Source organism: Proteus sp. TSJ240517 (genome assembly GCF_047921575.1).
GTDB lineage: Bacteria > Pseudomonadota > Gammaproteobacteria > Enterobacterales > Enterobacteriaceae > Proteus.
Genome location: NZ_JBLRMH010000006.1, coordinates 111,827 through 136,342 on the forward strand (window position 1 = coordinate 111,827; position 24,516 = coordinate 136,342).

The following is a 24,516-nucleotide window of genomic DNA, read 5'->3' on the forward strand; positions in this document are numbered from 1 at the left end:
AACCATGAAACGCGAAAATATCATTGAGCGCCCAGATTGGCGTGAAAAAGCCACTGAATTTGGCTTTAATTTTCATACAATGTATGGCGAGCCTTATTGGTCTGAAGATGCTTATTATCAATTCTCAATGGAAGAGGTTGAAACGTTAGAAGAAACAACAGAAGAGTTGCATCAGATGTGCTTACAGGTCGCTGATAAAGTGGCTAATAGTGAAGAGTTGCTGACTCGTTTTCAAATTCCTCGTCACTGCTGGGATTTTGTACGTGATTCATGGAAATCATCTCAACCTTCGCTCTATTCACGTCTTGATTTAGCCTATGACGGCAAAAGCCCAGCAAAACTGTTAGAAAATAATGCAGATACGCCAACGTCGCTGTATGAATCTGCTTTTTTCCAATGGATCTGGCTTGAAGATCAAGTCAACGCAGGTCGTTTACCGCAAAATGCCGATCAATTTAATAGCATTCAAGAGAAGTTAATTGATCGATTCGCAGAGCTTCGTGATCAATATGGAATGCGTTATCTGCATATGTCTTGTTGCCAAGATACTGAAGAAGATCGCGGTACGGTTCAATATTTACAAGATTGTGCTGAAGAAGCCGAAGTAACAACTGACTTTGTGTTTATTGAAGATCTAGGTCTAGGTGAACGTGGTGAGTTGACTGATCTGCAAGATCAGATAATCAGCAATATGTTTAAGCTTTACCCTTGGGAATTTATGTTCCGCGAAGACTTCTCAACTAAGTTAGCTGATGCGGGAATTCGTTGGTTGGAGCCATCTTGGAAGAGTATTATCTCGAATAAAGCATTACTGCCAATGCTTTGGGAGATGTTCCCTAATCACCCAAATCTGCTACCTGCTTATTTTTATGATGGTAAAGCACCTGATTCATTATCACGTTATGTTATCAAGCCACTGTTTTCACGTGAAGGTGCAAATATTCGTATTGTTGAAAATGGCAAAGATATTGCTGTTGCAGATGGTCCTTACGGTGAAGAAGGCTTTATTGTTCAAGATTTCCATCCACTACCAAAATTTGGTGATAGCTATACATTAATTGGTAGTTGGTTGGTTAACGACCAATCCGCAGGTATTTGTATTAGAGAAGATAGAGAGCTTATCACTCAAGATCTCTCACGCTTCTATCCACATATTATTTTAGATTAATAGAAATCTTAAAATTATATTGAGCACCTTATTGCTTATAAGCAGTAAGGTGTTTTTTATTGCAAAAATCTTTCCATTTTGATGATTTCAATATATGACTATATTCCAGAAATAATCATATCCATAGCAGACACAATCGCTGTATGGATCTCAGGCTTAATACACACGATATCAGCTGTTCTTAACTTATTCTTTGCCACGACTGTTATAGATTTCGTCATAACAACATATTTCTGATTATCTATTTAAATAATGGGTGTCAATATTTCTACTTGAGAATTCTTATATGATAACTGGGTAATCGGTATAATAACCCGAGAATCAATATCACTTAGTAGCTCATTTTGAATATCAATAAAATAAGGGTACTGTTCTTTCGATTTAAGGGATTTATTACGATATACCGTATATTGAGACATTAAATAACCCCATATTCATCATCATCAGTAAACAACCCCATTTCCTGTTCAAATTCATTAAGCGCTTGAATGCCGTTTTTGTTTTCAGCTTTCCACTGTTCCCGCTTTTTTTCACGAATTGCATCAGATAACATTTGATCGAGTGTTGCTGATAAATTAATTCCAAGCTCTCGTGCTTCGTCCACCAATTTTGCAGTTAGATACACATTAACTCCTCGTTTATCTTTTTTACTCATTACCAATGTTTTCATTATAAACTCCATTTATGCGCATCATTTATGTGCATAAGTGTAGAGCAGATAATTATCAACATCAAACTAGAGATATTCAAAAAAACATAATTGACTTATTTAATAGAATATAAAAAGCATTCATTGAATAGTAATGAAGCTTATCAGATATTTATCCAAATAAAAATAAAATCAATATAAACAAAAGGTTAAAATTATTTATTATATCTATATAGAAAATTGGAAAGGTCAATAACGAGGGAAATATAATGAGTCGATACATTATATTTAATATAAAAAAGGTCAAATTCCACAAAAGTGCATTTGACCTTTAGATATTATAAATTAGTTTTTATTGAACAATCTTATCCAATTTGAAATGTCATCATACTGAGCGATTTATTAACGATATCATTATTTAGCAACGTTACTTTTTCACCTTCCTGTTTTAAACCTAATAGGTATAACGCGGGTAAAAAATGCTCTGCTGTTGGATGTGACAATCGTCCTTCTTCCGTTGATAAAATCGTAAAGAGATCAGTTGGCTCTTTGTCACTTTGCAAGCTACTTTCTATTGCTTCACTAAACGAAAGTGCCCAAGGATAAGGCGCTGCATCACTGTTTTGCCAATCCATCATTCTTAAGTTATGAACAATATTACCGCTACCAATAATTAAGACACCTTCTTTACGTAGTTCAACTAATTTTTGACCTAATTCATAATGCCATTGTGCCGATTGACGTGCATCAATACTTAATTGAACAACTGGGATATTGGCATTCGGGTACATTTTTTCAAGTATTCCCCAACTTCCATGATCGAATCCCCATTGATCCATATCGAGTTTTAATTTAATTGGATCAATAAGATCTTCAATCAGCGCTGCTAAACCTATTGAGCCTCGCGCTGGGTATTCTATTGCATACAATTCTGGTGGAAATCCATAAAAATCATGAATTGTCTTTGGTTGCGACATTGCTGTTACATAAGTTCCATCGGTATACCAATGGGCTGAAATCACTAAAATCGCTTTAGATTGAGGAAGCATTTCCCCTAATTTTGACCAGAGGCGAGTATATGTATTATCTTCTAATACATTCATTGGACTACCATGCCCAATAAACAGCGCTGGCATCATTTTTGTTTCCATAAACCACCTCTTATGGCGAGTGTTCTTATCACATAAGCATACTGCCTTCTTACTTGAAATATAGTCAAAGAAGTATGAAATAGTTATTCAAAAAATATGAAAAAAGCCACCTAAGTTTCCTTAAGTGGCTTGATATAAGTGTGTGTGTGTTTTCAGTGTCGTTTATAACATGTTAATTTCAGCCAGCTTTTTTCTCCTCACGAAGACGATAAGCCACTAAATCTTCAATAGTTAACACTGGCATATTGTGCTTTTTAGCAAAAGTGATCACTTCTGGTGCTCTTGCCATTGTGCCATCATCGTTTGTTAACTCGCATAACACTGCAACAGGTTTAAAACCGGCTAAAGTTGCTAAATCAATCGAAGCTTCAGTGTGTCCGCCACGCGTTAACACACCGCCAGGTTGAGCACGTAATGGGAATACGTGACCTGGACGATTTAAATCACTTGGTTTTGCATTATCAGCTGCCGCTGCACGTACTGTGGTTAAACGATCTGATGCTGAAACACCCGTTGTAACCCCTTGTGCCGCTTCAATTGTTACCGTAAACGCGGTATGAAAATGACTGGTGTTATTTTCCACCATCATAGGCAAATCAAGTTGTTGACGGCGTTCTTCTGTAATGCATAAACAAACAATGCCACTACCATGACGAATAGACATCGCCATCTGTTCTGTGGTCATAGTTTCTGCTGCGAAAACCATATCGCCTTCATTTTCACGGTTCTCGTCGTCGAGCACCATCACGCCTTTACCAGCACGAAGGGCTTCTAGAGCAAGTTCAACACGCTCAAATGGATTACCGAATTCGGAAAGTAGCGTCTGATTCATGGTAAAAAAACCTCAATAATTAATGAAAGTTACCAGAATCAGGGCAGTCTTAGGAGTGGATCTCTGCTTAATAAACACACAAGCAGAAACAACAGGAATGGATACAATGATCCTACTGATGCTATTTTATTCTCTCCCATCCAGACTTTAACTGTCGGCTCCAGAATCACACTGGATCTGCTGACCTTTGCATTACAATGGCAACACAAAGCGCTCGCGGGCTTTACCTAAGTATTTAGGTATCTACCGCCGGTGGGGACTTACACCCCGCCCTGAGATTAACGGTGAAACTATACGCTTTAAAATTATAAGAGGCAATCATCATTCGGTGACAATCTTTGTTTCATCACATTATCATTTTATGACATACGGTTATTTAACGATTTATAATAAAAAAGTAACAATAATCTTGATATCTGGTTTAATTCCCTCTGCCCTCATATTACACTTAGCCTCAGCTTTCTATTTTATTTGTGAGGACTCCCCATGTTGGACCCGAAAAAACTTGAACAAGTCGCGCGCCAAATCCAAAACGTTCTGCCACAAGGCATTAAAGATTTTGGTGATGATATTGATAAAAAAATCCGCACTGTTCTGCAATCTCAATTAAACAAATTGGATTTAGTCAATCGCGAAGAGTTTGATGTACAAACTCAAGTCTTATTACGTACTCGTGAAAAACTTAATCGTTTAGAACAACGTTTAAATGAGCTAGAAGCGGGTCTGCTTGCAAAACCTCAAGCTGAAGTTGCTCAAATTGAAGACGTTGAAATTGTGGTAGAGGCGCAAGCTGACAATAAAGCTTAATTCGTTCACTTTATTGCTGATTTTGATTTAGTAATAAAGCAAAAACCCTGTATCTCACAAAGACGCAGGGTTATTTTTTTATACACAACAAGTCAATTGATCACTATTTTAACTCTGGCCAATAGTCTTTATTAACTTCAATTAAATCATCTAAAATTGCTTTTGCGACAGTCGCACTTGGCACCGTTTTGGACATTGTAATAGCCTGCCACAGTTTCAAATATGATTTTTCAATCCATGCTTCTACCACTAATTTTTCAACTGCAACTTGCTGACTCATCATCCCTTTTTGGAATAATGGAATTTTGCCCATCACTAACGGCTCTGGCCCGTGACTTCCGACAATGCAAGGGATCTCAACCATTGCATCAGGATCAAAATTAATAATTGATCCATTATTAGGAACGATCAGTAACATTCTTTCTTGAGTATTAAATGCGATCGCCGTTGCGAGATCGACAATATAAGAGGCATGTTCATCTATCTCAAGATGACCCGCTGATGATTTACCCGCTGCCGTAATGGCACGACAAGCACTGAAAACATTCTTTTCTCTGTGCTCCATCACTTCATTCGCACGCGTATGGTTAGGATCAGAATGCTCAACAACATAATCAGGGAATAGATAATATTTAAGATAAGTATTTGGCATCGTATCAGGATCTAATGCCCACACATCTTTTGCTTTACCGAATGTATCATTCCAGCTTGCTTCAACAGGCTCCCCTGCCACTTTTGGAATATATCCATGTTCAGCAACATGCTTACGGATAATGGGTAATAAATCATTACCTTGCAAATCTTCAATTTGTGTCCACCAGCCAAAGTGATTTAAACCATAATAACGGACACGCATCTCTTTACGTGACTTTAATCCTGCAATTTGTGCCATGCGTGATTCAATACCAATTGGCATATCGCAGATATTTAAGATTTTTGCATTTGGTTTTAAACGACGGGTAGCTTCAGCGACAATAGCTGCTGGATTAGAATAATTTAGCATCCATGCATTTGGTGAATATTTTTCCATATATTCAACCAATTCTAACACGCCACCAATAGAGCGCATGCCGTAAGCAATGCCACCAGGCCCACACGTTTCTTGCCCTAACACCCCGTGACGTAAAGGAATTTTTTCATCTTTTTCACGCATTGGGTATTTACCGACACGAATATGTGCCATGACAAAATCAACATCAGTAAAAGCTGTTTTAGGATCAGTGGTATAGCAAAATTCAATATCAGGTGCTTTTTCAGTAAGAATAATTTCACACGCTTTAGCAATAGTTTCTTGCCGCTCGGCATCATTGTCATAAAATTTGATGGCTCTTAATGGAAAACGCTTTAAATTTTCCAATAGCATCAAAATAATACCGGGTGTAAATGTACTACCGCCACCTGCAATTACGACTGAGAACTTCTTCATTATATAGCCTCCGACAAGGTGATTTTTTGTGTATCTTCTTTCATTAATTGTTCAATTTGGTCTCTCACTTGAGAAACGTGTAGCCCGATAATAATTTGTAATGCATGACCTTTGCGCACCACACCATGTACACCGAGCCCTTTAAAATAGGCATCTGTTTCAACTAGTTCGCTATCTATCACTTCAATACGTAAACGTGTTGCACAGTTATTTAAAGATTTGATATTTGCACTTCCACCTAAGCCATCGAGAATGCCTTTAGGTAGTGCCAACTTTCGGTCTTCTTTTGCCGATTTGGGATTATCTGAAGCCTGTGACTTTTTATTTTTATAATCTTGTTTGCTATAGAGTTTGATCTCTTCGTCGTCTTCTTCACGACCAGGTGTTTTTAAATTAAGTTTGATAATTAACGTTCTAAACACCACAAACCAAATCATTGTAAAAGTAAGGCCGATGACTATCTGTGTAATAATCATTCCGTAATGGTTATGAAACATTGGGATCCAATTCATAGGAAGGAAATTATCGATGATCCCACCGCCCATATTCCCAACAACCCCAAAGTGATAGAGGGTTGTGGCTAGTGTGGCAGCCAATACTGCATGAATGGCAAATAAGAGAGGTGAGATAAATAAGAACGTAAATTCTAATGGTTCTGTTATTCCCACAAATACAGCGGTCAATGCAGAAGGTATAAGTAAGCCAGCAATTTTAGCTCTATTTTTAGGTGCAGCCGTAAAATAAAGAGCAAGCGCTATACCAATAGAACCAAAAACTTTGCTATTACCATGTAGTGCAAAACCACCTTCAGGAAATAACTCTTTTAAAGATTGGGTACTTTGACTGAAATATTGCATATTTTGAGCCCAATCAACTTGAATACCATGTTCAGTGACTGCTGGGCCGAAAATAAAAGGTCCGTAAATAAAGTGATGTAAACCAGTAGGAATTAAAATACGCTCAAGAAAGGTATATATCCAAACACCCAAAGAACCCGATTCAACCATAAATACTTGCAAAGATTGAATACCAATTTGCACTTTAGGCCAGAAAAATAACGTTATCCACGCTAACGGTAACATCATAAAAAAACTAATTAATACGACATAAGATGTTCCTTGAAATATCCCCAAAAATACCGGAAGTTGTTTATCGAAATAACGATTATGAATACCCGTGACAATACCAGCGATAATAATTGCGCCAATAATACTGGTATCTAATGTTTTAATACCAGCAATCATTGTAAGACCACTATTTCCACCAACTTCATTTGTAAAGTCCACGCCAAAATAACTGCCCCAAACAATTCCCATTGCATTAATAAAATAATTCCAAGTGAGAAAACTCACCATAACGGCAAGGCAAGCTCTTGCTTGTGCAGTTTTAGCTAAACCTATTGGTAAACCAATTGCAAAAATAAGAGGCATATTACGAAAAACAGTCCACCCTCCTTCTTCAATAATATGAACAATTTGAGCGAATAAACTATCGGGTTTTAATAAATCTTCACTAATAAATAATGGATTCTGTAATAGAATTGCAATGCCTACAACAATACCTGCAAAAGGAAATAGCAGGACAGGGGTAAACATGGCTCCACCAAATCTTTGTATTTGACTGAGCATAAAAATATCCTCTTATTTACTGCTACTGAAATGACACGCTTTTTAATTTATTTTTATTCTGTGAAATTAGATTAGATTCTTTTCTCTTTATTCTCTCATCTCAAATGAACTATTCGTGATCTGATTCATACTAATCTTTCACACAAAGTGATCTACTTTTTAGTTAAAAGACAGATCATTTTTTATTTTTTGATAACGTTCACATTTTAAAGGTATAAATGATTATGCTATATATCAAAAGATTAGATTCATATAAGTTAAATAGAATAAGCTAATTTTTAGAATAAAAAGAGGTATAAAAATGATCTATAAAGACATTGCAAAAAGCCTAAGAATTCAAATAAATTCTGCTGGATATCAAATTGGCGACCCACTACCCGCAGAAAAAACATTAGCGCAACAATACAACGCATCAAGAATGACAATACGTAAAGCAGTAGATTTATTAGTTATTGCAGGATTATTAGAACGAAAACATGGCTCAGGGACTTATATTAAAGAAAAAGATGTTCATCATGAAAATGCTAGCCTAAAAGGCTTTGTCGAATTAATGGCAAATACAGGGCACAACGTAAGAAGCGAAGTGGTAGAGTTTAGTGTTATTCCCTGCCCTTTATCTATTTCTAGCAAATTACGTATTAATTCAAATGAACGTATATTTTATTCAAGACGAATACGTTTTGTAGACAACAAACCGCTTATTGTTGAAGACAGTTATATGCCCGTAAAATATTTTAGTAATTTAACATTAACGCACTTAGAAGGATCTAAATTTGATTTTATTGAAAATGTTTGCCAAATAAAAATAGCGGGAAGTTACGAAACATTCCACCCTATCATGCCAGATAACAATATTTGTCAATTATTAAAAATAGAGAATAACATTCCCATATTAAGGCTCAGCACATTATCATACAGTATTCATGGTGATTATATTAATTACTCAATAATGTATAGAAACACCCAAGATTATATTGTTGAATATCATTTAAAACGAGAACAATAATCATTAATATAAAATAATATTGAAACTTTAATATTAATAATTAGATTTATTGTTATAAGAGCAAAAAAAAGCACTCCGAAGAGCGCCTTTCATTTTTTATAAATGCCATTATTTCTTTTTAATCGCATTAATAATATTTGTTGTAGAAATGCCGTCTTCAAAATTCAGCACTTTTACTTCACCACCTGCTGCCCAAACTTCTTTGCTACCTGCAATATCTTCAGGCTTATAGTCGCCACCTTTAACTAAGATATCCGGTAATACAGAGGCAATTAAGCGCTGTGGTGTATCTTCTTCAAACGCAACAACCCAATCGACGGCACCTAATGCGCCCAACACAGTCATACGCTGTTCTAATGGGTTAACAGGACGACTTTCACCTTTTAAGCGCTTAGTAGACGCATCACTATTTACCGCAACAATAAGGCGATCACCTAATTTACGTGCATTCGCCAAATAGCTAACATGACCTGCATGAAGAATATCAAAACAACCATTTGTCATCACAATACGCTCACCGCGCTGACGCGCTAATTCGACGGCTTGTTTTAATTGTTCTTCTTCCATCATGCCAAACCCGTTATCAGCTCGACCACGAATAGCATTTTCAAGCTCAATAGGTGATACCGTTGATGTCCCTAATTTACCCACAACAACGCCTGCCGCTGCGTTAGCAAGGAAACAGGCTTCACCTAAAGGTTTGCCAGCAGCTAAAGAGGTTGCTAATACGCCAATTACTGTATCACCTGCCCCTGTTACATCATAAACTTCTTGGGCTTGGGTTGGTAAATGCAATGGAGCTTCATTAGCACGCAGTAAGCTCATTCCTCGCTCTGAGCGAGTGATCAGCAACGCTTCAAGATCTAAATCTCGAACTAATTGAGTCCCTTTTTCCACCAGCTCATCATCCGTTTTACAAACACCAACCACTTGTTCAAATTCAGACATATTTGGCGTTAATAGCGTCGCACCGCGATAGCGTTCAAAATCTGATCCCTTAGGATCGATTAATACAGGTACACCCGCTTTTTTTGCCAGTTGGATCATTTCTTGAACATGAGAAAGTGCCCCTTTGGCATAGTCAGATAAAACCAATGCGCCAATAGAAGGTAATGCTTGCTGAATACGTTCATAAATAGGTTGAGGATCAACATTGCTAAATCCTTCTTCAAAATCAAGACGGATTAATTGCTGATTACGTGAAAGTACACGTAATTTTGTGATCGTTGGGTGTGTCGCAACAGAGACAAAATCACAACGCACATTGACCTGATTTAATGTATTGCTCAATGCTTTTGCGGCTTCATCGATACCTGTTAAACCCACTAAACGCGAATTAGCACCAAGAGACGCAATATTCATCGCAACGTTTGCTGCACCACCTGGTCGCTCTTCTGTGGTATCAACTTTAACCACTGGCACTGGGGCTTCTGGTGAAATTCGACTTGTTGGGCCATACCAATAGCGGTCTAACATGACGTCACCGACAACCAACACATTGGCTTTATTAAAATCCGGTAGCGTTACTTTCATCCCATACTCCACATTTATTTTCAAAATAAGCCGAAATAATACCATAACTTGTTAAGCAAAAAGAGATACACATAAGACTTCATGCCAACAAACCATTACTCTTGTTCACCAAGCCACTTCAATTTGCTTTTTAATACACACTCTCGCTCTGCGATAAAACAATGATTATCCACAATGGCAGGTAATGCTTGTAGCGCCAGATGATGTAATTCATTACGCAATGTGACATAAGCATGTGTTAAAGCGAGAGCTTCATCTTCATCCATCACTTGATGCTTTGCCATTAATTCAAAAATACGCACATTATCAGACCAACGAGTTAAAGCCGGATATTGGTGAGAAAAACGCAATACTAAATATTGCGCAATAAATTCAATATCAGTAATACCGCCAGATGAGGTTTTTAAATCAAACTTATCGGCTTGCGTTGGTGCAAGATGTTGCACCATTTTTTTACGCATATCGCGTACTTCATTTTGTAACACATCAGCATCACGAGAAAGGCATAACGTTTCATGACGAATACGTGAAAACATCTGTTGTAATTTATCATCGCCATAAATCATTCTAGCGCGAATTAAAGCTTGATGCTCCCAAGTCCAAGCTTCATTTTTCTGATATTCATCAAAAGCTTGAATAGTACTTACCAACATACCTGATTCACCCGAAGGACGTAGACGCGCATCGACTTCATACAACACGCCAGAAGATGTTCTGGTACTAAACAAATGGATAATACGCTGTGCTAAACGCAGATAAAACTGGCGAGCATCAATCTGTTTTGCCCCTGTTGTCACAGTGTTTATTGGACAATCTAATAAAAAGACCAAGTCCAAATCAGAGCTATATCCTAACTCCCATCCCCCCAATTTACCGTATCCAATCACCGCAAAACCCAGCCCATCACGATGAGCTAAATGTTCAGGTTCACCATAACGTTTCACCATATATGACCAAGCTTGATGAACAACAGAATGAATAATAGCTTCTGCTAAATACGTTAAGTGATCGCTAACCTTCATTACTGGCAATACACCTGTAATATCTTCAGCGGCGATACGTAGTAATTGGGCTTGCTTAAACTGGCGTAATGCTTCTAATCGTTGCTCTTCATCTTCTTCTGGTACACGTAATAAATATTGGCGTAATTCATCACGATACGCATCTAAAGGCAGGGGTTGATAGAGAGAATTAGGATCAAGTAATTCGTCCAATAGTAAAGGATGAAGCGCTAATTGTTCAGCGATCATCGGTGATGCCGCACAAAGTCGTATAACATGCGTTAAAACTTCATCCGATTCTTGCATCAACTCTAAATACGTTGTACGACTCACAATGCTTAATAGCAAAGGCGTCACGCGTTGTAGTGTCACTAAGGTAAGGGGTTGCTGGCAAATTTTAGCCAATAGTTTTGGCATTAAGGCATCAAGAACATCGCGTCCTCTTGGCCCAATGGTTCGCTTGCCAATATCTTGGCGAAAATTCTGCAACGTCTGATTTATTGCCTCAAGCGCTTCACTGGTTAATGTTTCATGAAATAATGATGATGTTTCAGGCAAGCGACCAAGTAACCAAAGACGCTTAAATTCAGAGATATCGTCTTCATCATCGTTTTCGTCTTCTTCACCGATTAATTGCGTGAAAATCACGGAAACAGCCTGCATCTTGTGGTTAATTTCTTGATAAAGCGCTTCCCAATCATCAAATCCCATTGCCAAAGTCAATCTGGCTTTATCTTCTTCACTTTCAGGTAAGGTTTGGGTTTGTTGATCACCAATAGACTGTAAAAGATTTTCTAATCGGCGAAGAAAAAGGTAGCTTTCAGCCAATTGTACCGTTTCTTCTGCGGTGAGTAATTCAAGTTTCGCAATAACGTTAAGCACCGTTAACAATGAATTGCTTTGAAGCTCAGGCTCTCTACCACCACGAATTAGCTGGAAAACTTGCGTAATAAATTCGATTTCACGAATACCACCAGAGCCTAATTTTATATTATCAATCATGCCACGACGACGAACTTCACGACTTATCATGGATTTCATATTTCTAAGTGATTGAATAACACTAAAATCAATATAACGACGATAAACAAAAGGACGCAACATTTGGCGCAATACTTGGCAATACTCTTTCTTTTCTGCCCCTAAAACGCGTGCTTTGATCATGGCGTAACGTTCCCAATCGCGCCCTTGCTCTTGATAATAATCTTCCAGTGCCGCAAAGCTCATTACCAAAGGCCCACTTTCGCCAAAAGGACGTAACCGCATATCAACGCGGTAGACAAAACCATCAATAGTATGCTGATCCAGCGCTTTAATCAGCTTTTGACCTAAGCGCGTAAAAAACTGCGCATTATCTAATTCTCGTCGTCCACCTTGTGTAAACCCATTTTCAGGATAGGCAAAAATTAAGTCGATATCAGAAGAAAAGTTAAGTTCAAACCCACCTAGTTTTCCCATTCCTAAAATCAGTAATGGCTGAGGTTTTCCCTCATTATCACAAGGCGTTCCCCATTGTTGGCAACATTGCTGATAAAGCGTATCTCTTGCGCCACAAATTAATGTTTCAGCTAATACGCTCAAATGTTTTAGCACACAAGGAATATCGGCTAATTGAAAAAATTGTAGCCATGCAATGCGCACTAATTGTTGATGACGAAATTGGCGTAAAACTCGCATAACGTCATCTTCATTATCAATATCGGCTAATTTTGCTGTCAATTGAGGCTCATAACTCTGCCATTCCACACTCGTTGGCGGATTTTGTCTGATATCAGTCAACCATTGAGGATTAATGCGCAAATGCTCTGTTACAAAGGGGCTAAAAGCAAAAAACTGTTGTTCTTGTTCACTAAAAGGCGCTAACGCATTCAATTGAGAAGAGAACCCACACTGTGCTTTATTCCACAATTGTTGAAATACACCGATAACAGACATAAATAGACTCTCAAGTTGTCAGGAAATTAAGCAATAGACAGTAACCATGCCATAGAAGATAACTTAAAATTCAACCATAAAACATGATAATAGTCGGTTGCTGTTGTAAATGTTAACGGTGAAATCGCATTGAGTGATTGCTCCATAGATCTAGGCAAATCAGACTGTTTTTTGCACCAATCTGAAAATAATGCCAACATGGCAGGCATGGTAATTGTCGGTGGCGTCGGATTGGCAAAAATCGCTTCTTCTAATGCCTGTATCGCACTTAACCATTTAGTCAATTGCTGAGCCGTTGTATCACTAGGAGAAAGATTCACCACACTCAACGATAATGCAGGTTTATCTTTCGCCAAATAATAGCCTCGAGCCGCCTTACTGCGAGAAGCAAGACGCAATCCGCCCTTTTCACCTAAATAAGTCGCTAATGCGATAACATCTGACACATTGCCTTTTTTGAGTTCTAACTCGAACTCTTCAATGGGCAACTCATATTGATGAGTGCGAATAGCACCTTTATCTAACACCACTTCAATTTGGCTATTTTGAAAATCCACCAGCCAAATTTCACGGTAAAAGTCCGTATTAAACAGCACATCAAGTTGAGACTCTAATTGTGTAAAGTCGGTATTTTCAGGCCAGATTTCTGCTGGGAATCGTGCTAGATCTAATTTAGGTTGTTCTAATTCCACGTTATATTCTGGACGTTGATGCAAACCAGCAACGACTTTACCGGCAGTTTTAATTGTCATTTCATAACGTTCATCAACACCACGAATACGCAGCCCCATATCCCAGCGACGAATTTGATTATCTGCGGTTTCAAAGTAAAGATTAGTCAGCTTTTTGGGTGCAGTATGCTGATGAGGTAGAGTCAGAATGCGCTGAATAATGTGAGGAATAGCGGCAGGTATGGCACTCATTTTGAGTTCAGTTTCTAATTGGCTCATTCTATTTCCCTTAAGTAAATCAATTGATTAGTAAAATATTTGACGCATTTTCATTTTGCAAGTGATAGCCTAATAACAATAATGAATAAAAGGCAGATTATCCCTATATTCTACCAGTTAAGACTGTTCTCATTCTGGTTTACTATTTGCTTACGCAAACTTTACTCTTTAGTATCAGTAAAAATATTCTCTTGTATAGATAAAAAAGTTGAAAACATAATGCGAAAATTACCCTTACTTTTTCTTTCCTTACTTGGCTTAGGCTTTTCTCTGAGCTCACACGCAGAAACTCGTTATGTTTCCGATGAATTATCCACTTATGTGCATAGTGGACCAGGAAATCAGTATCGAATCGTTGGCTCTTTAAATTCTGGCTCAACAGTCACCGTACTTTCTCGTAATGCAGCAACGGGTTACGTACAAATTAAAGACGATAAAGATCGTACTGTTTGGATACCTGAAAGCCAACTGAGTGCTCAGCCAAGCATGCGTACTCGCATTCCTGCGATGGAAAAAGAGATCCAAACACTGCGCGACAAACTGGCGAATATCGACCAAAGTTGGAATCAACGTACAATAGATATGCAAAATAAAGTTTCAAACAGTGATGACATCATCAATGGCTTGAAAAAAGAAAATGAACAAATGAGAACTAAGCTCGCTGTCGCAGAGAAAAAACTCGATTTTGCTAATCAACAATTAGATGACAGACAACGCGATATCATCTTACAGTGGTTTATGTATGGTGGTGGTGTTGCTGGTGCAGGTCTTGTCTTTGGCCTGATCCTTCCACATATTATTCCGCGTCGTCGTAAACGTAATGATCGTTGGATGAACTAATATCCAACCAAAGGAACAGTGATCCCGTGAATATATACCTTGTTGGTGGCGCTGTACGCGACCAACTGTTACAGATGCCAGTAAAAGACAGAGATTGGGTTGTTGTTGGTGCAACACCTCAAATGCTATTACAACAAGGCTATCAACAAGTAGGCAAAGATTTTCCTGTTTTTCTTCATCCAGATACTCATGAAGAATATGCCCTTGCGCGTACAGAACGAAAATCAGGCTCAGGTTACACGGGATTCACTTGCTATGCAGCACCCGATGTCACATTAGAAGACGATCTTGCGCGTCGTGATCTCACCATTAACGCTATCGCTTATTCCGTTGATGGCGGATATGTCGATCCTTACCACGGCATAGATGACATCAATGCGAGACAACTTCGCCATGTTTCTGAGGCATTTTCAGAAGATCCGTTAAGAGTTTTGCGAGTTGCACGTTTTGCGGCACGGTTTGCGCCTTTAGGATTTAATGTTGCACCTGAAACACTGCAATTAATGAAGACGATGGCACAAAGTGGTGAGTTAAATACACTGACTGCTGAACGTGTTTGGAAAGAGACTGAAAAAGCCCTTGAGAGCCCCGCGCCTCAAGTCTATTTTGAAGTTTTACGTCAATGTGGTGCTTTAAGCGTTCTTTTTCCTGAAATTGATGCTTTGTTTGGTGTACCTGCTCCTGAAAAATGGCACCCAGAAATCGATACTGGCATTCATGCCATGATGGTACTTAATATCGCCAGTCAATTAACAGACGATATTGCGGTACGCTTTAGTGCCTTATGCCATGATTTGGGAAAAGGATTAACACCTCCTGAAAATTGGCCTCATCATCACGGTCATGGCCCTGCGGGTGTGCCTTTAGTTGAAGCCTTGTGTCAACGTTATCGTATTCCTAATCATATCCGTGATCTCGCGCGTTTAACGACAAGATTTCATGATCATATCCATCGTATTGATAGAATGCGCCCCTCTAAAATAATCCGCTTATTTGATGCTATTGATGCATGGCGAAAACCAGAACGTGTTGAACAACTTGCAATGGTGAGTGAAGCGGATGCGAGAGGACGTAAGGGCTTAGAAAATATTGCTTATCCACAACGTGCGTTTCTTTGCCAAGCTTTCCTTGTTGCAAATAATGTGGATATTAAGCCAATCATTGAAAGTGGATTAAAAGGCAGTGCAATACGAGATGCGCTAACCAAGCAACGAGAAGTCGCGATTATAAAATGGAAATCGCGACTTAATCAGGAACAGCGCTAATTAAGCTTTACGCTCAATAATCACACCTACATTTGTGGCTTGTGCAACAGCTCCTGGTTTCGCTAATTTAATTTTTACTCTTGGTACAGCAAATTGCGTTATCAATAGCTGTGCCACTTCTTCAGCAACACGTTCAACTAATTCAAAACGTCGAGTCTCAACATAGTCAATAATTGCATTGCTCACACTGGCATAATCTAAACAATGAACCACATCATCAGTTTGGGATGCGCGTTTGTTATCCCATTCCATTTCGATATCGAACACTAATTTTTGTTTTATGGTTTTTTCCCAATCATAAACACCGATTGTGGTTATTACTGATAATTGCTCAATAAATACGATATCCATCACGTCATCTCTTATTTTTTCTGCTCATCGGATACCACTTCCGATGAAATATGCGTATTATCCATACATGCTTAACGAACTTACATAAACATTGGAGAATACAAATGAGTGCTAACGCACTTGGAATGATCATCTTCGCCTACTTGTGCGGCTCAATCTCCAGCGCGATATTGATTTGCCGACTGGCAAGACTCCCTGATCCAAGAAAATTTGGCTCTGGCAATCCCGGAGCAACCAACGTCCTACGTATTGGAGGAAAGGCAGCCGCGGCAGCCGTTCTTATTTGTGACGTCCTAAAAGGGATGATCCCTGTTTGGCTCGCCTATTACTTAAATGTGCCTCCTTTTTACCTCGGTATTGTCGCAATAGCAGCTTGTCTAGGTCATATTTATCCTGTTTTTTTCCACTTTAAAGGCGGAAAAGGTGTAGCCACTGCATTTGGTGCTATCGCTGCCATTGGTTGGGATTTAAGTGGGCTTATCGCAGGAACGTGGTTACTCACCGTCTTACTGAGTGGCTATTCATCGCTTGGTGCGATTATCAGCGCACTGCTTGCCCCTTTTTATGTTTGGTGGTTTAAACCAGAATTCACTTATCCCGTTGCTTTATTATCATGTCTGGTACTTTACCGTCATCACGACAATATTCAACGTTTATGGCGTGGTCAAGAGAGCCGTATCTGGCATAAATTAAAGAAAAAGACTGAAAAAACAGAAAAAGAGATCATTCAAGAAGCTAAAGAGCAAGAAAAAGAAGATTAACCTCCTTTGCCCAAATGTCATAATAAAAAAAGCTACCTATTAAATTAATAAGTAGCTTTTTTTCTCTTTAATATAAACTTAATAAATTAATTATCCCTAATTTTAATTGTAATTAAAAGTCATTTAAATAATAGTTAGCAGCATATTGCCTTAAAATAAACATGACAGTTTTATTAAAATAGAATTAACCATAGAGGTTAATTAAATTAGAAAACAAAAATCAACCCCAATTAATATTAACCAATAAAAATTATAACAACAATTAAACAAACAACATTAAAGTTATTATTAAAATTAAATAATCAACATAATCATCGAACTATATTAAATTCATCTTTTACAATAACAAATTACTTGAACAACCATTAATTTACATCTATTAATTAATACGAGCCCAAAAAACAACAATTATTTAACCATCCATTTTATTGGAGTAAACTATGTTTGTAAAAATAGATAAAAATATAATTAACTCAATAAAAAAAATGAAGTTAAGTACATCAACATTGGTTGATATTCTTGATGGGTTAGGAAAAACAACCGTCCTGAATAGTCAATTAAGAAGTATTAATCTAGAAGATTTTTATTCCGTAGCCCAAGCTTATACAGTTCAATGGAAATTAATAAGGAAACAAAAATCTATTTTAGAAAAACAACCTTCAACTTGGGAGCAAGTAAGCCCTTTTTTAGTTCCTGAATTAACAGATGCCAAAGGATTAATTTATATTGCTGGTGGGTATGAATTAATCACAGAAGCGGCTCTTGCAGGTGGAATGAGCTGTACTTATTTTGAAAAGCTCGGATTTGACGCCATTATTCTAGGTGGAGCTGTACGCGATAAAAATGAGCTTATGGATTTAACAATTCCAGTTATTGCCACCAATCTTACTCCCACAGATACACAAGGAGCCTACCTTGTGAGTGAGACTGGAACCCATTGTACTATTGAATACTCAACTATTTATAGTGGCGATCTAGTAATTTCAGATCCTAATGGCACCGTAATTATTCCCTTAAACCTCGTTGATAAAGTACTAGAAGAAGCAAAAAAAATTCATAGCATTGAAAATAGTATGCTAAAGAAAATCAAACAAGGGGAACGCTTACCTGAGCTAATTAACACAACTGGTCGTATATAATTGAGGCTTCATAAAAATGATAAATATTCATACTTTAGGGCCTTCTGGAACAAACTGTGAAAAGGCCGCACATTACTGGTTAAATAAAAATAACCAACAAGGTAATATTATTCTTCATCCTACGTTAGAAACCGCAGTGAAAGAGATGGAGAAAAGTCCAAATAGTGTTTTGTTAGGTTGTATTGTTTATCCCTATTTACATAATATTGTTTTTAGTAATCTTTCATTTATTAAATTAACCGACTGCTTTGTTATGGACACTCATAATATGTTGTTTGCTAGTCGATTTAACAATATTAATGAAATAAAAAAATTAGGTTCTCATCCTGCACCTAAAGATCTCTTTAATAAAATTAAAGAGCTCGACAATATTGAGAAAGAACTTTTCAATTCTAATAGTGAAGCAGCTTTACAATGTAGCTTAGGAAATGTTGACGGTTGTATTACAACATTAAAAGCCGCTAATAAATATCACTTAAATATATTATATGACTTTGGCCCAGTGCCAATGGGATTTTCCATTCATTCAAAATTGAATTAATCATTGATTACATTTCAATTAACTATCTATGAATTATTCATTAATGGGATATTATTTTTAAATAATGAGGAAGAAAATATGAGCTTATATTTGTCTGATGAAATGATTTCTTATGATATGGATTTAAATCGCAATGAAGGTGAAGAAAGTAAAATTCAAGCCAAATTTATTCATGGCACTGATTTTACAATTGCATTTTGGACATTTAAACCTAATGCCATTATTCCAGAACACAAACATGAGCATGAAACAGCCACAACAATATTAAAGGGCTCGCTCAAACTCACTGTTGATGATCGCATCGTTTATTTACATGCTGGTGACTCTTTTATTATTCCCTCTTGGGCTGTTCACCACGCTATCGCACTAGAGCCTTCTGAGGTTATTGATGTGTATACCCCAGTAAGAGAAGACTATGTGGCGAGACAAAATGGCGTTATCAAAACCTATTTAGAGACCTCTCAACCACAAGAATAAGTGTGTAGCGAGGTTTAATCCTCGCTCATCTTCTCTCGTCAGTTATAGGAGTACTCACGATGTTTAGTACTTATGATATTGATGTTTTGACCGGACGTAATGATAAAACACCTCAATTAGCCAATCACATACTATCAAGCAATGTGGTTTCATTATCATGGCGACCTTCATCGTGGAAGGCATTACCGTCCAAACAATTACCAGAATATCCAGATATTCATGCGCTTACTTATTGCCAAGAAAGATTAAAAGACAGTCCACCATTAATTCTGGCATCAGAAATAAGAGCTTTTAAAAATTTATTAAAACTAGTCGCGAATGGAGAAGCTTTTCTCCTTCAAGGTGGAGATTGCGCAGAATCTTTTGATAATTGCCAATCAACCATTATTCGAGATTTAACTTTTACCTTGGCACAGATGTCTGCATTAATAGAGCAATCAACAGGATTACCCGTGATAAAGCTGGGACGTATCGCAGGACAATATGCCAAGCCTCGCAGCCAACCTTTTGAAACACTAAATGGCTTAACCTTACCCAGCTATCGTGGCGAAATTATTAATGGTCTAGATTTCTCAAGCAAAAGCAGACAGCCCGATCCACTAAGAATGATCACGGCTTATCATCATTCTGCGGTAACATTAAATTTGTTACGAGCAATGAATTATACTCAATATGCAGGACATAAAACCGCACTAGAGATTAAAACCTACCCAGGTTCAACAGAGCCTGCACACTATTCTAATTTGTTGGAGCAGCTCTATCATTCTCAGCAATATATTATCAATAAGCGTCCCGATACTTCCTCATATTATATCAGCCATGAAGCATTACTTTTGCATTATGAAGAAGCAATGAGTCGCCAAGATTCTGAAGATAACAAATGGTATAACTGTTCAGCACATATGGTTTGGGTTGGAGAAAGGACAACCGATATTGACCACGCTCATATTGAATATCTTCGCGGGATAGAAAATCCTATTGGTATAAAATGTAGCTCAAGAATGTCAGGAGAAAAACTCATTCAGCTGATTGATAGGTTAAATCCTGAAAATGAAATAGGTAAAATTATTTTAATTGTACGTATGGGAAAAGATGCCATTCATTCTCATCTACCTGAATTGGTCGAAACTATACAACATCATCAGCGCTCTGTTATCTGGCTTATCGATCCTATGCATGGCAATACACAATCTACCAGTACAGGTATCAAGACTCGACATTTTTCTGATATTGCCTCAGAAACTCGTGCTTTTATTCATATTCTTCATGATATGGGTATTCAGGCAGGAGGAATACATTTAGAAATGACAGGACAAGAAGTCACTGAATGTACAGGTGGGTTACAACAAATTAATCCTACGGACTTAAGTCATGGCTACCAAACGTTATGTGATCCTCGACTTAATCGAACACAATCATTAGAGCTCGCTTTTCTTGTGGGACAACACTGGACGACAATGTCTTATAGCTAGCTTTAAAATAAAGATACAAAAAAGCGCTTTGATAACACACCAAAGCGCTTCAATTTTGAATTATTTTTTAGCTTATAACTATTAACGCGTTAATGCAGGCAACTCAGCTAAAGGCCAGCGAGGTCTTACGGTCACACTTAACGGGCCTTCTGTACCGCCTTTAAAGCGGATCATTCCTGCTAGTGCAATCATTGCGCCATTATCAGTACACAATTCAGGACGCGCATAAAAAACTTCGCCACCTAATTGCTTCATTACGGTTTCCATTTTTGCACGTAATGTACGATTAGCACTTACACCACCTGCCATCACCAAACGTTTAAAGCCTGTTTGTTCTAAAGCTCTACGACATTTTATCGCAAGCGTATCAACAACCGCATCTTCAAATGCCCGTGCAATATCAGCGCGAGTTTGGTCTGAATCATCATTTTGACGAATAGTATTAGCTGCAAAGGTTTTTAAACCCGAGAAACTAAAATCAAGTCCAGGTCTATCTGTCATTGGGCGAGGAAAGACAAAGCGACCTTCTGTGCCTTGTTGCGCCATTTTCGATAATACTGGGCCACCAGGGTAATCTAATCCCAGCAGTTTTGCCGTTTTATCAAAAGCTTCGCCAGCAGCATCATCAATAGATTCACCTAATAAGGCGTATTCGCCAATTCCCGTCACACTAATTAACTGTGTATGGCCACCAGAAACCAAAAGTGCCACAAATGGAAACTCTGGTGTTTTCTCTTCAAGCATTGGAGCCAATAAATGGCCTTCCATATGATGAACAGGAATAGCTGGGACATCCCACGCAAAAGCTAATGAGCGTCCAATGGTTGCCCCTACAAGCAACGCGCCAACAAGACCGGGGCCAGCAGTATAAGCAACCGCATCAATATCTTGCGCCGTAAGATTTGCTTCTTTCAGTGCTGCTTGAATAAGAGGTACTGTTTTACGGATATGATCCCGTGAAGCAAGCTCAGGAACTACCCCACCATAATCGGCGTGCAGTTTAATCTGGCTATAAAGTTGATTCGCTAATAGGCCGGCTTTATCATCATAGATTGCGATACCGGTTTCATCGCAAGATGTTTCAATACCTAAAACTCGCATGACGCTTCCAAATTCTTCTTCGCTAACTCGCGTAATGAATCGATTGTATCATTATTTCGGTGATTTTATACGCCTTCGCAACATCTTTTACATACCAGCATGTGACAAATTCCTTTTTCTGGTCTATAATTATTCACCTATTTTAAGTGATTTAAATGTGTGGTTAGCGACTGTCGCTTTTTGTGTACTTATTAAAAAGACACAAAAGTGAGAGTTTGCGTTTCAATTTTGTGCATCTCTTTACAAAGTGCCCTGCTTTGAAGTAAAATTCCGCACCATTTTAAATGTCGGCTGGCTTAAATAATGCCAGCGCAAACCGATTTCTATTGAGGTGAGAGGCACATGCCGGTAATCAAAGTACGTGAAAACGAGCCATTTGACGTTGCTCTTCGTCGTTTCAAACGCTCTTGTGAAAAAGCAGGCGTATTAGCAGAAGTTCGTCGTCGTGAGTTTTATGAAAAACCAACGACTGAACGTAAACGCGCTAAAGCATCAGCAGTAAAACGTCACGCTAAAAAATTAGCTCGCGAAAACGCACGTCGTACTCGTCTGTACTAATATTTTGCGGCTTATACCGCAACGTATGCAGACACTGTAGTCGCAGTTAAAGGCCGTGCTTTCTCCTGAGAGCGCGGCTTATTCTCGTTCAACAACAGGCGTAAAAGGGCTTATGGCTGGACGAATTCCACGTTCATTTATCAATGATTTGCTAGCTCGAACCGATATCATCGATCTTATCGACGCTCGCGTGCCGTTAAAAAAACAAGGCAAAAATCATTCAGCGTGTTGTCCGTTTCATAATGAAAAAACGCCCTCTTTCACAGTAAATAGCGACAAACAGTTTTACCACTGTTTTGGTTGCGGCGCGCATGGCAATGCTATTGATTTTTTGATGAATTACGACAGACTCGATTTTGTCGAAACCATTGAAGAGTTAGCAGCAATGCATGGGTTAGACGTTCCTTATGAATCAGGAACAAGCAGTAGCCCTATTGAACGACATATAAGACAAAATCTCTATCAAGTGATGGAGAAATTGAATCAGTATTATAGTAGCGCTCTCAATAAACCTGATGCACAGGAAGCAAGAAACTACCTTGCGCATCGTGGGCTTAGTGAAGATATTATTACCCGTTTTTCTATTGGATTTGTACCAACAGGTTGGGATAACGTCCTAAAACGTTTTGGTCAAAGTGCCGATAATAAAGCCTTACTTCTTGAAGCGGGTATGGTAATAACTAACGATAATGGTCGCACTTATGATCGTTTTCGCCAACGAGTCATGTTTCCTATCCGAGATAGACGTGGTCGTGTTATTGCCTTTGGTGGGCGTGTTTTAGGTGATGATTTACCTAAATACTTAAACTCACCAGAAACAGAGATATTCCATAAAGGACGTCAACTTTACGGACTTTATGAAGCGCAACAATCTAATAATAACGTCACAAAGCTATTAGTTGTTGAAGGTTATATGGATGTTGTGGCATTAGCGCAGTTTGGTATTGATTATGCCGTTGCCTCATTAGGAACCTCCACCACCGCAGAACATATCCAGTTGCTCTTTCGGACAACGGATAACATTATTTGCTGCTATGATGGAGATAGAGCTGGACGTGATGCCGCATGGCGAGCATTAGAAACCGCCCTTCCTTTTTTAAATGATGGTCGCTCTTTACGTTTTATGTTTTTACCCGAAGGTGATGATCCCGATTCATTGGTTCGTCGTGAAGGTAAAGAAGCTTTTGAAAAACGTATGGAACAAGCACATTCATTATCAGAATTTTTATTTGATTCACTCGTTCCTCAAGTGGATCTGAGTACTCAAGAAGGCAATGGTAAGCTATATAGTTTAGCCAGACCATTAATAGATAAGATCCCAAGTGAAACTTTACGTCTATATTTATTAAGAGAGCTTGGAAGCTTAACGGGAAATCCCGATATTGAGCAGATGGATCGTTTATTTGGTAGAACGCCGGTTAATCACGATTTATCGTATCAACCGACAAAATTACGCACAACACCGATGCGTATATTGATTGCCCTATTGATACAAAACCCAGAATTCTCTAAATTAGTGCCCCCTCTCGAGGGATTAAGTACAGAAAAAATTGCAGGTCTATCACTTTTTATTGAATTAGTTTCTGTTTGCCAAGCACAACCTGGCCTAAATACGGGACAGATTATCGAACTCTATAGAGAGAATAAATTCGGTAAACAGCTTGAAAAATTGGCAATGTGGAACGATATAGATATAGATGAGATTGCAGAAAAAACCTTTACAGACACGTTAGATCATCTTTTTTTAACCGCAATGGATGAACGTTTAAACACACTTATTGCGAAAGAGAGAACAGAAGGCCTAACGCAAGATGAACGCGAAGAAGTCCAATTGATAATACAGGCACGCGTTAAAAAGTAAACACAGAATTAAGATTAAAAACACGGCTTAATTGCCGCTATCGGTAGGTACTAAAAACCTACAT

23 protein-coding genes and 1 riboswitch are annotated in these 24,516 nt (G+C 38.2%); of the genes, 12 read left to right on the forward strand and 11 right to left on the reverse strand.

Translation table 11 applies throughout. From position 1 onward, the window contains the following. Positions 1-4: 4 nt before the first annotated feature. A complete protein-coding gene (locus ACNARN_RS11575) occupies positions 5-1,168 on the forward strand; it encodes a glutathionylspermidine synthase family protein (RefSeq protein ID WP_109373065.1) in 1,164 nt (387 codons plus the stop codon). A 245-nt stretch (positions 1,169-1,413) separates the two neighbouring features. On the opposite strand, the gene ACNARN_RS11580 is transcribed toward ACNARN_RS11575, so the two are convergent. From ACNARN_RS11580 to ribB, 4 genes are all read right to left on the reverse strand, one after another. Beyond that, positions 1,414-1,587 (reverse strand): CcdB family protein, encoded by a 174-nt coding sequence (locus ACNARN_RS11580; RefSeq protein WP_416304481.1) that lies wholly within the window; start codon positions 1,585-1,587, stop codon positions 1,414-1,416. Further along, positions 1,587-1,838, reverse strand: a complete 252-nt coding sequence (locus ACNARN_RS11585; RefSeq protein ID WP_198626206.1) for a type II toxin-antitoxin system CcdA family antitoxin — start codon at positions 1,836-1,838, stop codon at positions 1,587-1,589. Before ACNARN_RS11585 ends, ACNARN_RS11580 begins: the two co-directional genes overlap by 1 nt. 344 nt (positions 1,839-2,182) lie before the next feature. After that, positions 2,183-2,968: a 4,5-DOPA dioxygenase extradiol gene (gene ygiD / locus ACNARN_RS11590; protein ID WP_416304482.1), complete on the reverse strand. Its 786-nt coding sequence runs from the start codon at positions 2,966-2,968 to the stop codon at positions 2,183-2,185. A 178-nt stretch (positions 2,969-3,146) separates the two neighbouring features. Next, entirely contained in the window at positions 3,147-3,800 is a 654-nt protein-coding gene (ribB, locus tag ACNARN_RS11595; protein WP_023582768.1) for a 3,4-dihydroxy-2-butanone-4-phosphate synthase, read from the reverse strand. A 124-nt stretch (positions 3,801-3,924) separates the two neighbouring features. Continuing rightward, a riboswitch (FMN riboswitch) is annotated at positions 3,925-4,084 on the reverse strand. Between the two features lie 202 nt (positions 4,085-4,286). Between ribB and ubiK the strand changes: the two genes are divergently transcribed. Beyond that, on the forward strand, positions 4,287-4,607 hold the full coding sequence (ubiK, locus tag ACNARN_RS11600) for a ubiquinone biosynthesis accessory factor UbiK (protein WP_198620759.1): 321 nt from the start codon (positions 4,287-4,289) through the stop codon (positions 4,605-4,607). Positions 4,608-4,710: 103 nt separating this feature from the next. Here ubiK and ACNARN_RS11605 read toward each other — a convergent pair whose 3' ends face one another. Beyond that, entirely contained in the window at positions 4,711-6,033 is a 1,323-nt protein-coding gene (locus ACNARN_RS11605) for a 6-phospho-alpha-glucosidase (protein WP_198626207.1), read from the reverse strand. Beyond that, positions 6,033-7,661, reverse strand: a complete 1,629-nt coding sequence (locus ACNARN_RS11610; RefSeq protein ID WP_368887867.1) for an alpha-glucoside-specific PTS transporter subunit IIBC — start codon at positions 7,659-7,661, stop codon at positions 6,033-6,035. Before ACNARN_RS11610 ends, ACNARN_RS11605 begins: the two co-directional genes overlap by 1 nt. 301 nt (positions 7,662-7,962) lie before the next feature. Between ACNARN_RS11610 and ACNARN_RS11615 the strand changes: the two genes are divergently transcribed. Next, on the forward strand, positions 7,963-8,667 hold the full coding sequence (locus ACNARN_RS11615) for a GntR family transcriptional regulator (RefSeq protein WP_198632361.1): 705 nt from the start codon (positions 7,963-7,965) through the stop codon (positions 8,665-8,667). A gap of 108 nt (positions 8,668-8,775) precedes the next feature. Here the strand turns inward: ACNARN_RS11615 and hldE are convergent, their stop codons facing one another. The 3 genes from hldE to ACNARN_RS11630 form a co-directional block, all read right to left on the reverse strand. Continuing rightward, a complete protein-coding gene (gene hldE / locus ACNARN_RS11620; protein WP_109373059.1) occupies positions 8,776-10,200 on the reverse strand; it encodes a bifunctional D-glycero-beta-D-manno-heptose-7-phosphate kinase/D-glycero-beta-D-manno-heptose 1-phosphate adenylyltransferase HldE in 1,425 nt (474 codons plus the stop codon). A 95-nt stretch (positions 10,201-10,295) separates the two neighbouring features. Then, on the reverse strand, positions 10,296-13,136 hold the full coding sequence (gene glnE, locus ACNARN_RS11625) for a bifunctional [glutamate--ammonia ligase]-adenylyl-L-tyrosine phosphorylase/[glutamate--ammonia-ligase] adenylyltransferase (RefSeq protein ID WP_416304483.1): 2,841 nt from the start codon (positions 13,134-13,136) through the stop codon (positions 10,296-10,298). 26 nt (positions 13,137-13,162) lie between these two features. After that, entirely contained in the window at positions 13,163-14,086 is a 924-nt protein-coding gene (locus tag ACNARN_RS11630; RefSeq protein ID WP_198630321.1) for an inorganic triphosphatase, read from the reverse strand. Between the two features lie 219 nt (positions 14,087-14,305). Here ACNARN_RS11630 and ACNARN_RS11635 point away from each other — a divergent pair, with 219 nt between their 5' ends. Together ACNARN_RS11635 and ACNARN_RS11640 are read left to right on the forward strand one after the other, a co-directional pair. Then, positions 14,306-14,926, forward strand: coding sequence for a TIGR04211 family SH3 domain-containing protein (locus ACNARN_RS11635; protein WP_109373056.1), 621 nt, complete (start codon positions 14,306-14,308; stop codon positions 14,924-14,926). Between the two features lie 26 nt (positions 14,927-14,952). Further along, positions 14,953-16,191 carry a multifunctional CCA addition/repair protein gene (locus ACNARN_RS11640; protein ID WP_368927796.1) on the forward strand — a complete coding sequence of 413 codons (1,239 nt, stop codon included), beginning with the start codon at positions 14,953-14,955 and terminating at the stop codon, positions 16,189-16,191. On the opposite strand, the gene folB is transcribed toward ACNARN_RS11640, so the two are convergent. After that, positions 16,192-16,542, reverse strand: coding sequence for a bifunctional dihydroneopterin aldolase/7,8-dihydroneopterin epimerase (gene folB, locus ACNARN_RS11645; protein ID WP_099074474.1), 351 nt, complete (start codon positions 16,540-16,542; stop codon positions 16,192-16,194). It lies immediately after the preceding gene. Positions 16,543-16,646: 104 nt separating this feature from the next. Here folB and plsY point away from each other — a divergent pair, with 104 nt between their 5' ends. The 5 genes from plsY to ACNARN_RS11670 all read left to right on the forward strand — a co-directional run bounded on the left by plsY (position 16,647) and on the right by ACNARN_RS11670 (position 20,932). Continuing rightward, on the forward strand, positions 16,647-17,303 hold the full coding sequence (plsY, locus tag ACNARN_RS11650) for a glycerol-3-phosphate 1-O-acyltransferase PlsY (protein WP_023582777.1): 657 nt from the start codon (positions 16,647-16,649) through the stop codon (positions 17,301-17,303). 440 nt (positions 17,304-17,743) lie between these two features. Then, positions 17,744-18,442, forward strand: a complete 699-nt coding sequence (locus tag ACNARN_RS11655; RefSeq protein ID WP_198620752.1) for an RraA family protein — start codon at positions 17,744-17,746, stop codon at positions 18,440-18,442. Positions 18,443-18,458: 16 nt separating this feature from the next. After that, positions 18,459-18,983 carry a prephenate dehydratase domain-containing protein gene (locus ACNARN_RS11660; protein ID WP_198620751.1) on the forward strand — a complete coding sequence of 175 codons (525 nt, stop codon included), beginning with the start codon at positions 18,459-18,461 and terminating at the stop codon, positions 18,981-18,983. A gap of 78 nt (positions 18,984-19,061) precedes the next feature. Further along, positions 19,062-19,460: a cupin domain-containing protein gene (locus tag ACNARN_RS11665; RefSeq protein WP_196532807.1), complete on the forward strand. Its 399-nt coding sequence runs from the start codon at positions 19,062-19,064 to the stop codon at positions 19,458-19,460. A gap of 59 nt (positions 19,461-19,519) precedes the next feature. Then, on the forward strand, positions 19,520-20,932 hold the full coding sequence (locus tag ACNARN_RS11670) for a 3-deoxy-7-phosphoheptulonate synthase class II (protein ID WP_198620750.1): 1,413 nt from the start codon (positions 19,520-19,522) through the stop codon (positions 20,930-20,932). Positions 20,933-21,013: 81 nt separating this feature from the next. Here the strand turns inward: ACNARN_RS11670 and tsaD are convergent, their stop codons facing one another. After that, the gene (gene tsaD, locus ACNARN_RS11675; protein ID WP_198620749.1) at positions 21,014-22,033 is read right to left on the reverse strand and encodes a tRNA (adenosine(37)-N6)-threonylcarbamoyltransferase complex transferase subunit TsaD; all 1,020 of its coding nucleotides are present in this window, start codon (positions 22,031-22,033) and stop codon (positions 21,014-21,016) included. A gap of 342 nt (positions 22,034-22,375) precedes the next feature. Here tsaD and rpsU point away from each other — a divergent pair, with 342 nt between their 5' ends. After that, entirely contained in the window at positions 22,376-22,591 is a 216-nt protein-coding gene (gene rpsU / locus ACNARN_RS11680) for a 30S ribosomal protein S21 (protein WP_001144069.1), read from the forward strand. Positions 22,592-22,703: 112 nt separating this feature from the next. Further along, positions 22,704-24,452, forward strand: coding sequence for a DNA primase (gene dnaG / locus ACNARN_RS11685; protein ID WP_198620773.1), 1,749 nt, complete (start codon positions 22,704-22,706; stop codon positions 24,450-24,452). The last annotated feature ends 64 nt before the right edge of the window (positions 24,453-24,516 follow it).

What these genes read in the sequence shown, in the direction of transcription:
- ACNARN_RS11615 (WP_198632361.1), top strand. Translation starts at nt 7,963, where the DNA reads ATGATCTATAAAGACATTGCAAAAAGCCTAAGAATTCAAATAAATTCT.
- hldE (WP_109373059.1), bottom strand. Translation starts at nt 10,200, where the DNA reads ATGAAAGTAACGCTACCGGATTTTAATAAAGCCAATGTGTTGGTTGTC.
- ubiK (WP_198620759.1), top strand. Translation starts at nt 4,287, where the DNA reads ATGTTGGACCCGAAAAAACTTGAACAAGTCGCGCGCCAAATCCAAAAC.
- ACNARN_RS11610 (WP_368887867.1), bottom strand. Translation starts at nt 7,661, where the DNA reads ATGCTCAGTCAAATACAAAGATTTGGTGGAGCCATGTTTACCCCTGTC.
- glnE (WP_416304483.1), bottom strand. Translation starts at nt 13,136, where the DNA reads ATGTCTGTTATCGGTGTATTTCAACAATTGTGGAATAAAGCACAGTGT.
- folB (WP_099074474.1), bottom strand. Translation starts at nt 16,542, where the DNA reads ATGGATATCGTATTTATTGAGCAATTATCAGTAATAACCACAATCGGT.
- ribB (WP_023582768.1), bottom strand. Translation starts at nt 3,800, where the DNA reads ATGAATCAGACGCTACTTTCCGAATTCGGTAATCCATTTGAGCGTGTT.
- tsaD (WP_198620749.1), bottom strand. Translation starts at nt 22,033, where the DNA reads ATGCGAGTTTTAGGTATTGAAACATCTTGCGATGAAACCGGTATCGCA.
- ACNARN_RS11605 (WP_198626207.1), bottom strand. Translation starts at nt 6,033, where the DNA reads ATGAAGAAGTTCTCAGTCGTAATTGCAGGTGGCGGTAGTACATTTACA.
- rpsU (WP_001144069.1), top strand. Translation starts at nt 22,376, where the DNA reads ATGCCGGTAATCAAAGTACGTGAAAACGAGCCATTTGACGTTGCTCTT.
- ACNARN_RS11660 (WP_198620751.1), top strand. Translation starts at nt 18,459, where the DNA reads ATGATAAATATTCATACTTTAGGGCCTTCTGGAACAAACTGTGAAAAG.
- ACNARN_RS11630 (WP_198630321.1), bottom strand. Translation starts at nt 14,086, where the DNA reads ATGAGCCAATTAGAAACTGAACTCAAAATGAGTGCCATACCTGCCGCT.
- ACNARN_RS11655 (WP_198620752.1), top strand. Translation starts at nt 17,744, where the DNA reads ATGTTTGTAAAAATAGATAAAAATATAATTAACTCAATAAAAAAAATG.
- ygiD (WP_416304482.1), bottom strand. Translation starts at nt 2,968, where the DNA reads ATGGAAACAAAAATGATGCCAGCGCTGTTTATTGGGCATGGTAGTCCA.
- ACNARN_RS11575 (WP_109373065.1), top strand. Translation starts at nt 5, where the DNA reads ATGAAACGCGAAAATATCATTGAGCGCCCAGATTGGCGTGAAAAAGCC.
- ACNARN_RS11670 (WP_198620750.1), top strand. Translation starts at nt 19,520, where the DNA reads ATGTTTAGTACTTATGATATTGATGTTTTGACCGGACGTAATGATAAA.
- plsY (WP_023582777.1), top strand. Translation starts at nt 16,647, where the DNA reads ATGAGTGCTAACGCACTTGGAATGATCATCTTCGCCTACTTGTGCGGC.
- ACNARN_RS11585 (WP_198626206.1), bottom strand. Translation starts at nt 1,838, where the DNA reads ATGAAAACATTGGTAATGAGTAAAAAAGATAAACGAGGAGTTAATGTG.
- dnaG (WP_198620773.1), top strand. Translation starts at nt 22,704, where the DNA reads ATGGCTGGACGAATTCCACGTTCATTTATCAATGATTTGCTAGCTCGA.
- ACNARN_RS11665 (WP_196532807.1), top strand. Translation starts at nt 19,062, where the DNA reads ATGAGCTTATATTTGTCTGATGAAATGATTTCTTATGATATGGATTTA.
- ACNARN_RS11635 (WP_109373056.1), top strand. Translation starts at nt 14,306, where the DNA reads ATGCGAAAATTACCCTTACTTTTTCTTTCCTTACTTGGCTTAGGCTTT.
- ACNARN_RS11580 (WP_416304481.1), bottom strand. Translation starts at nt 1,587, where the DNA reads ATGTCTCAATATACGGTATATCGTAATAAATCCCTTAAATCGAAAGAA.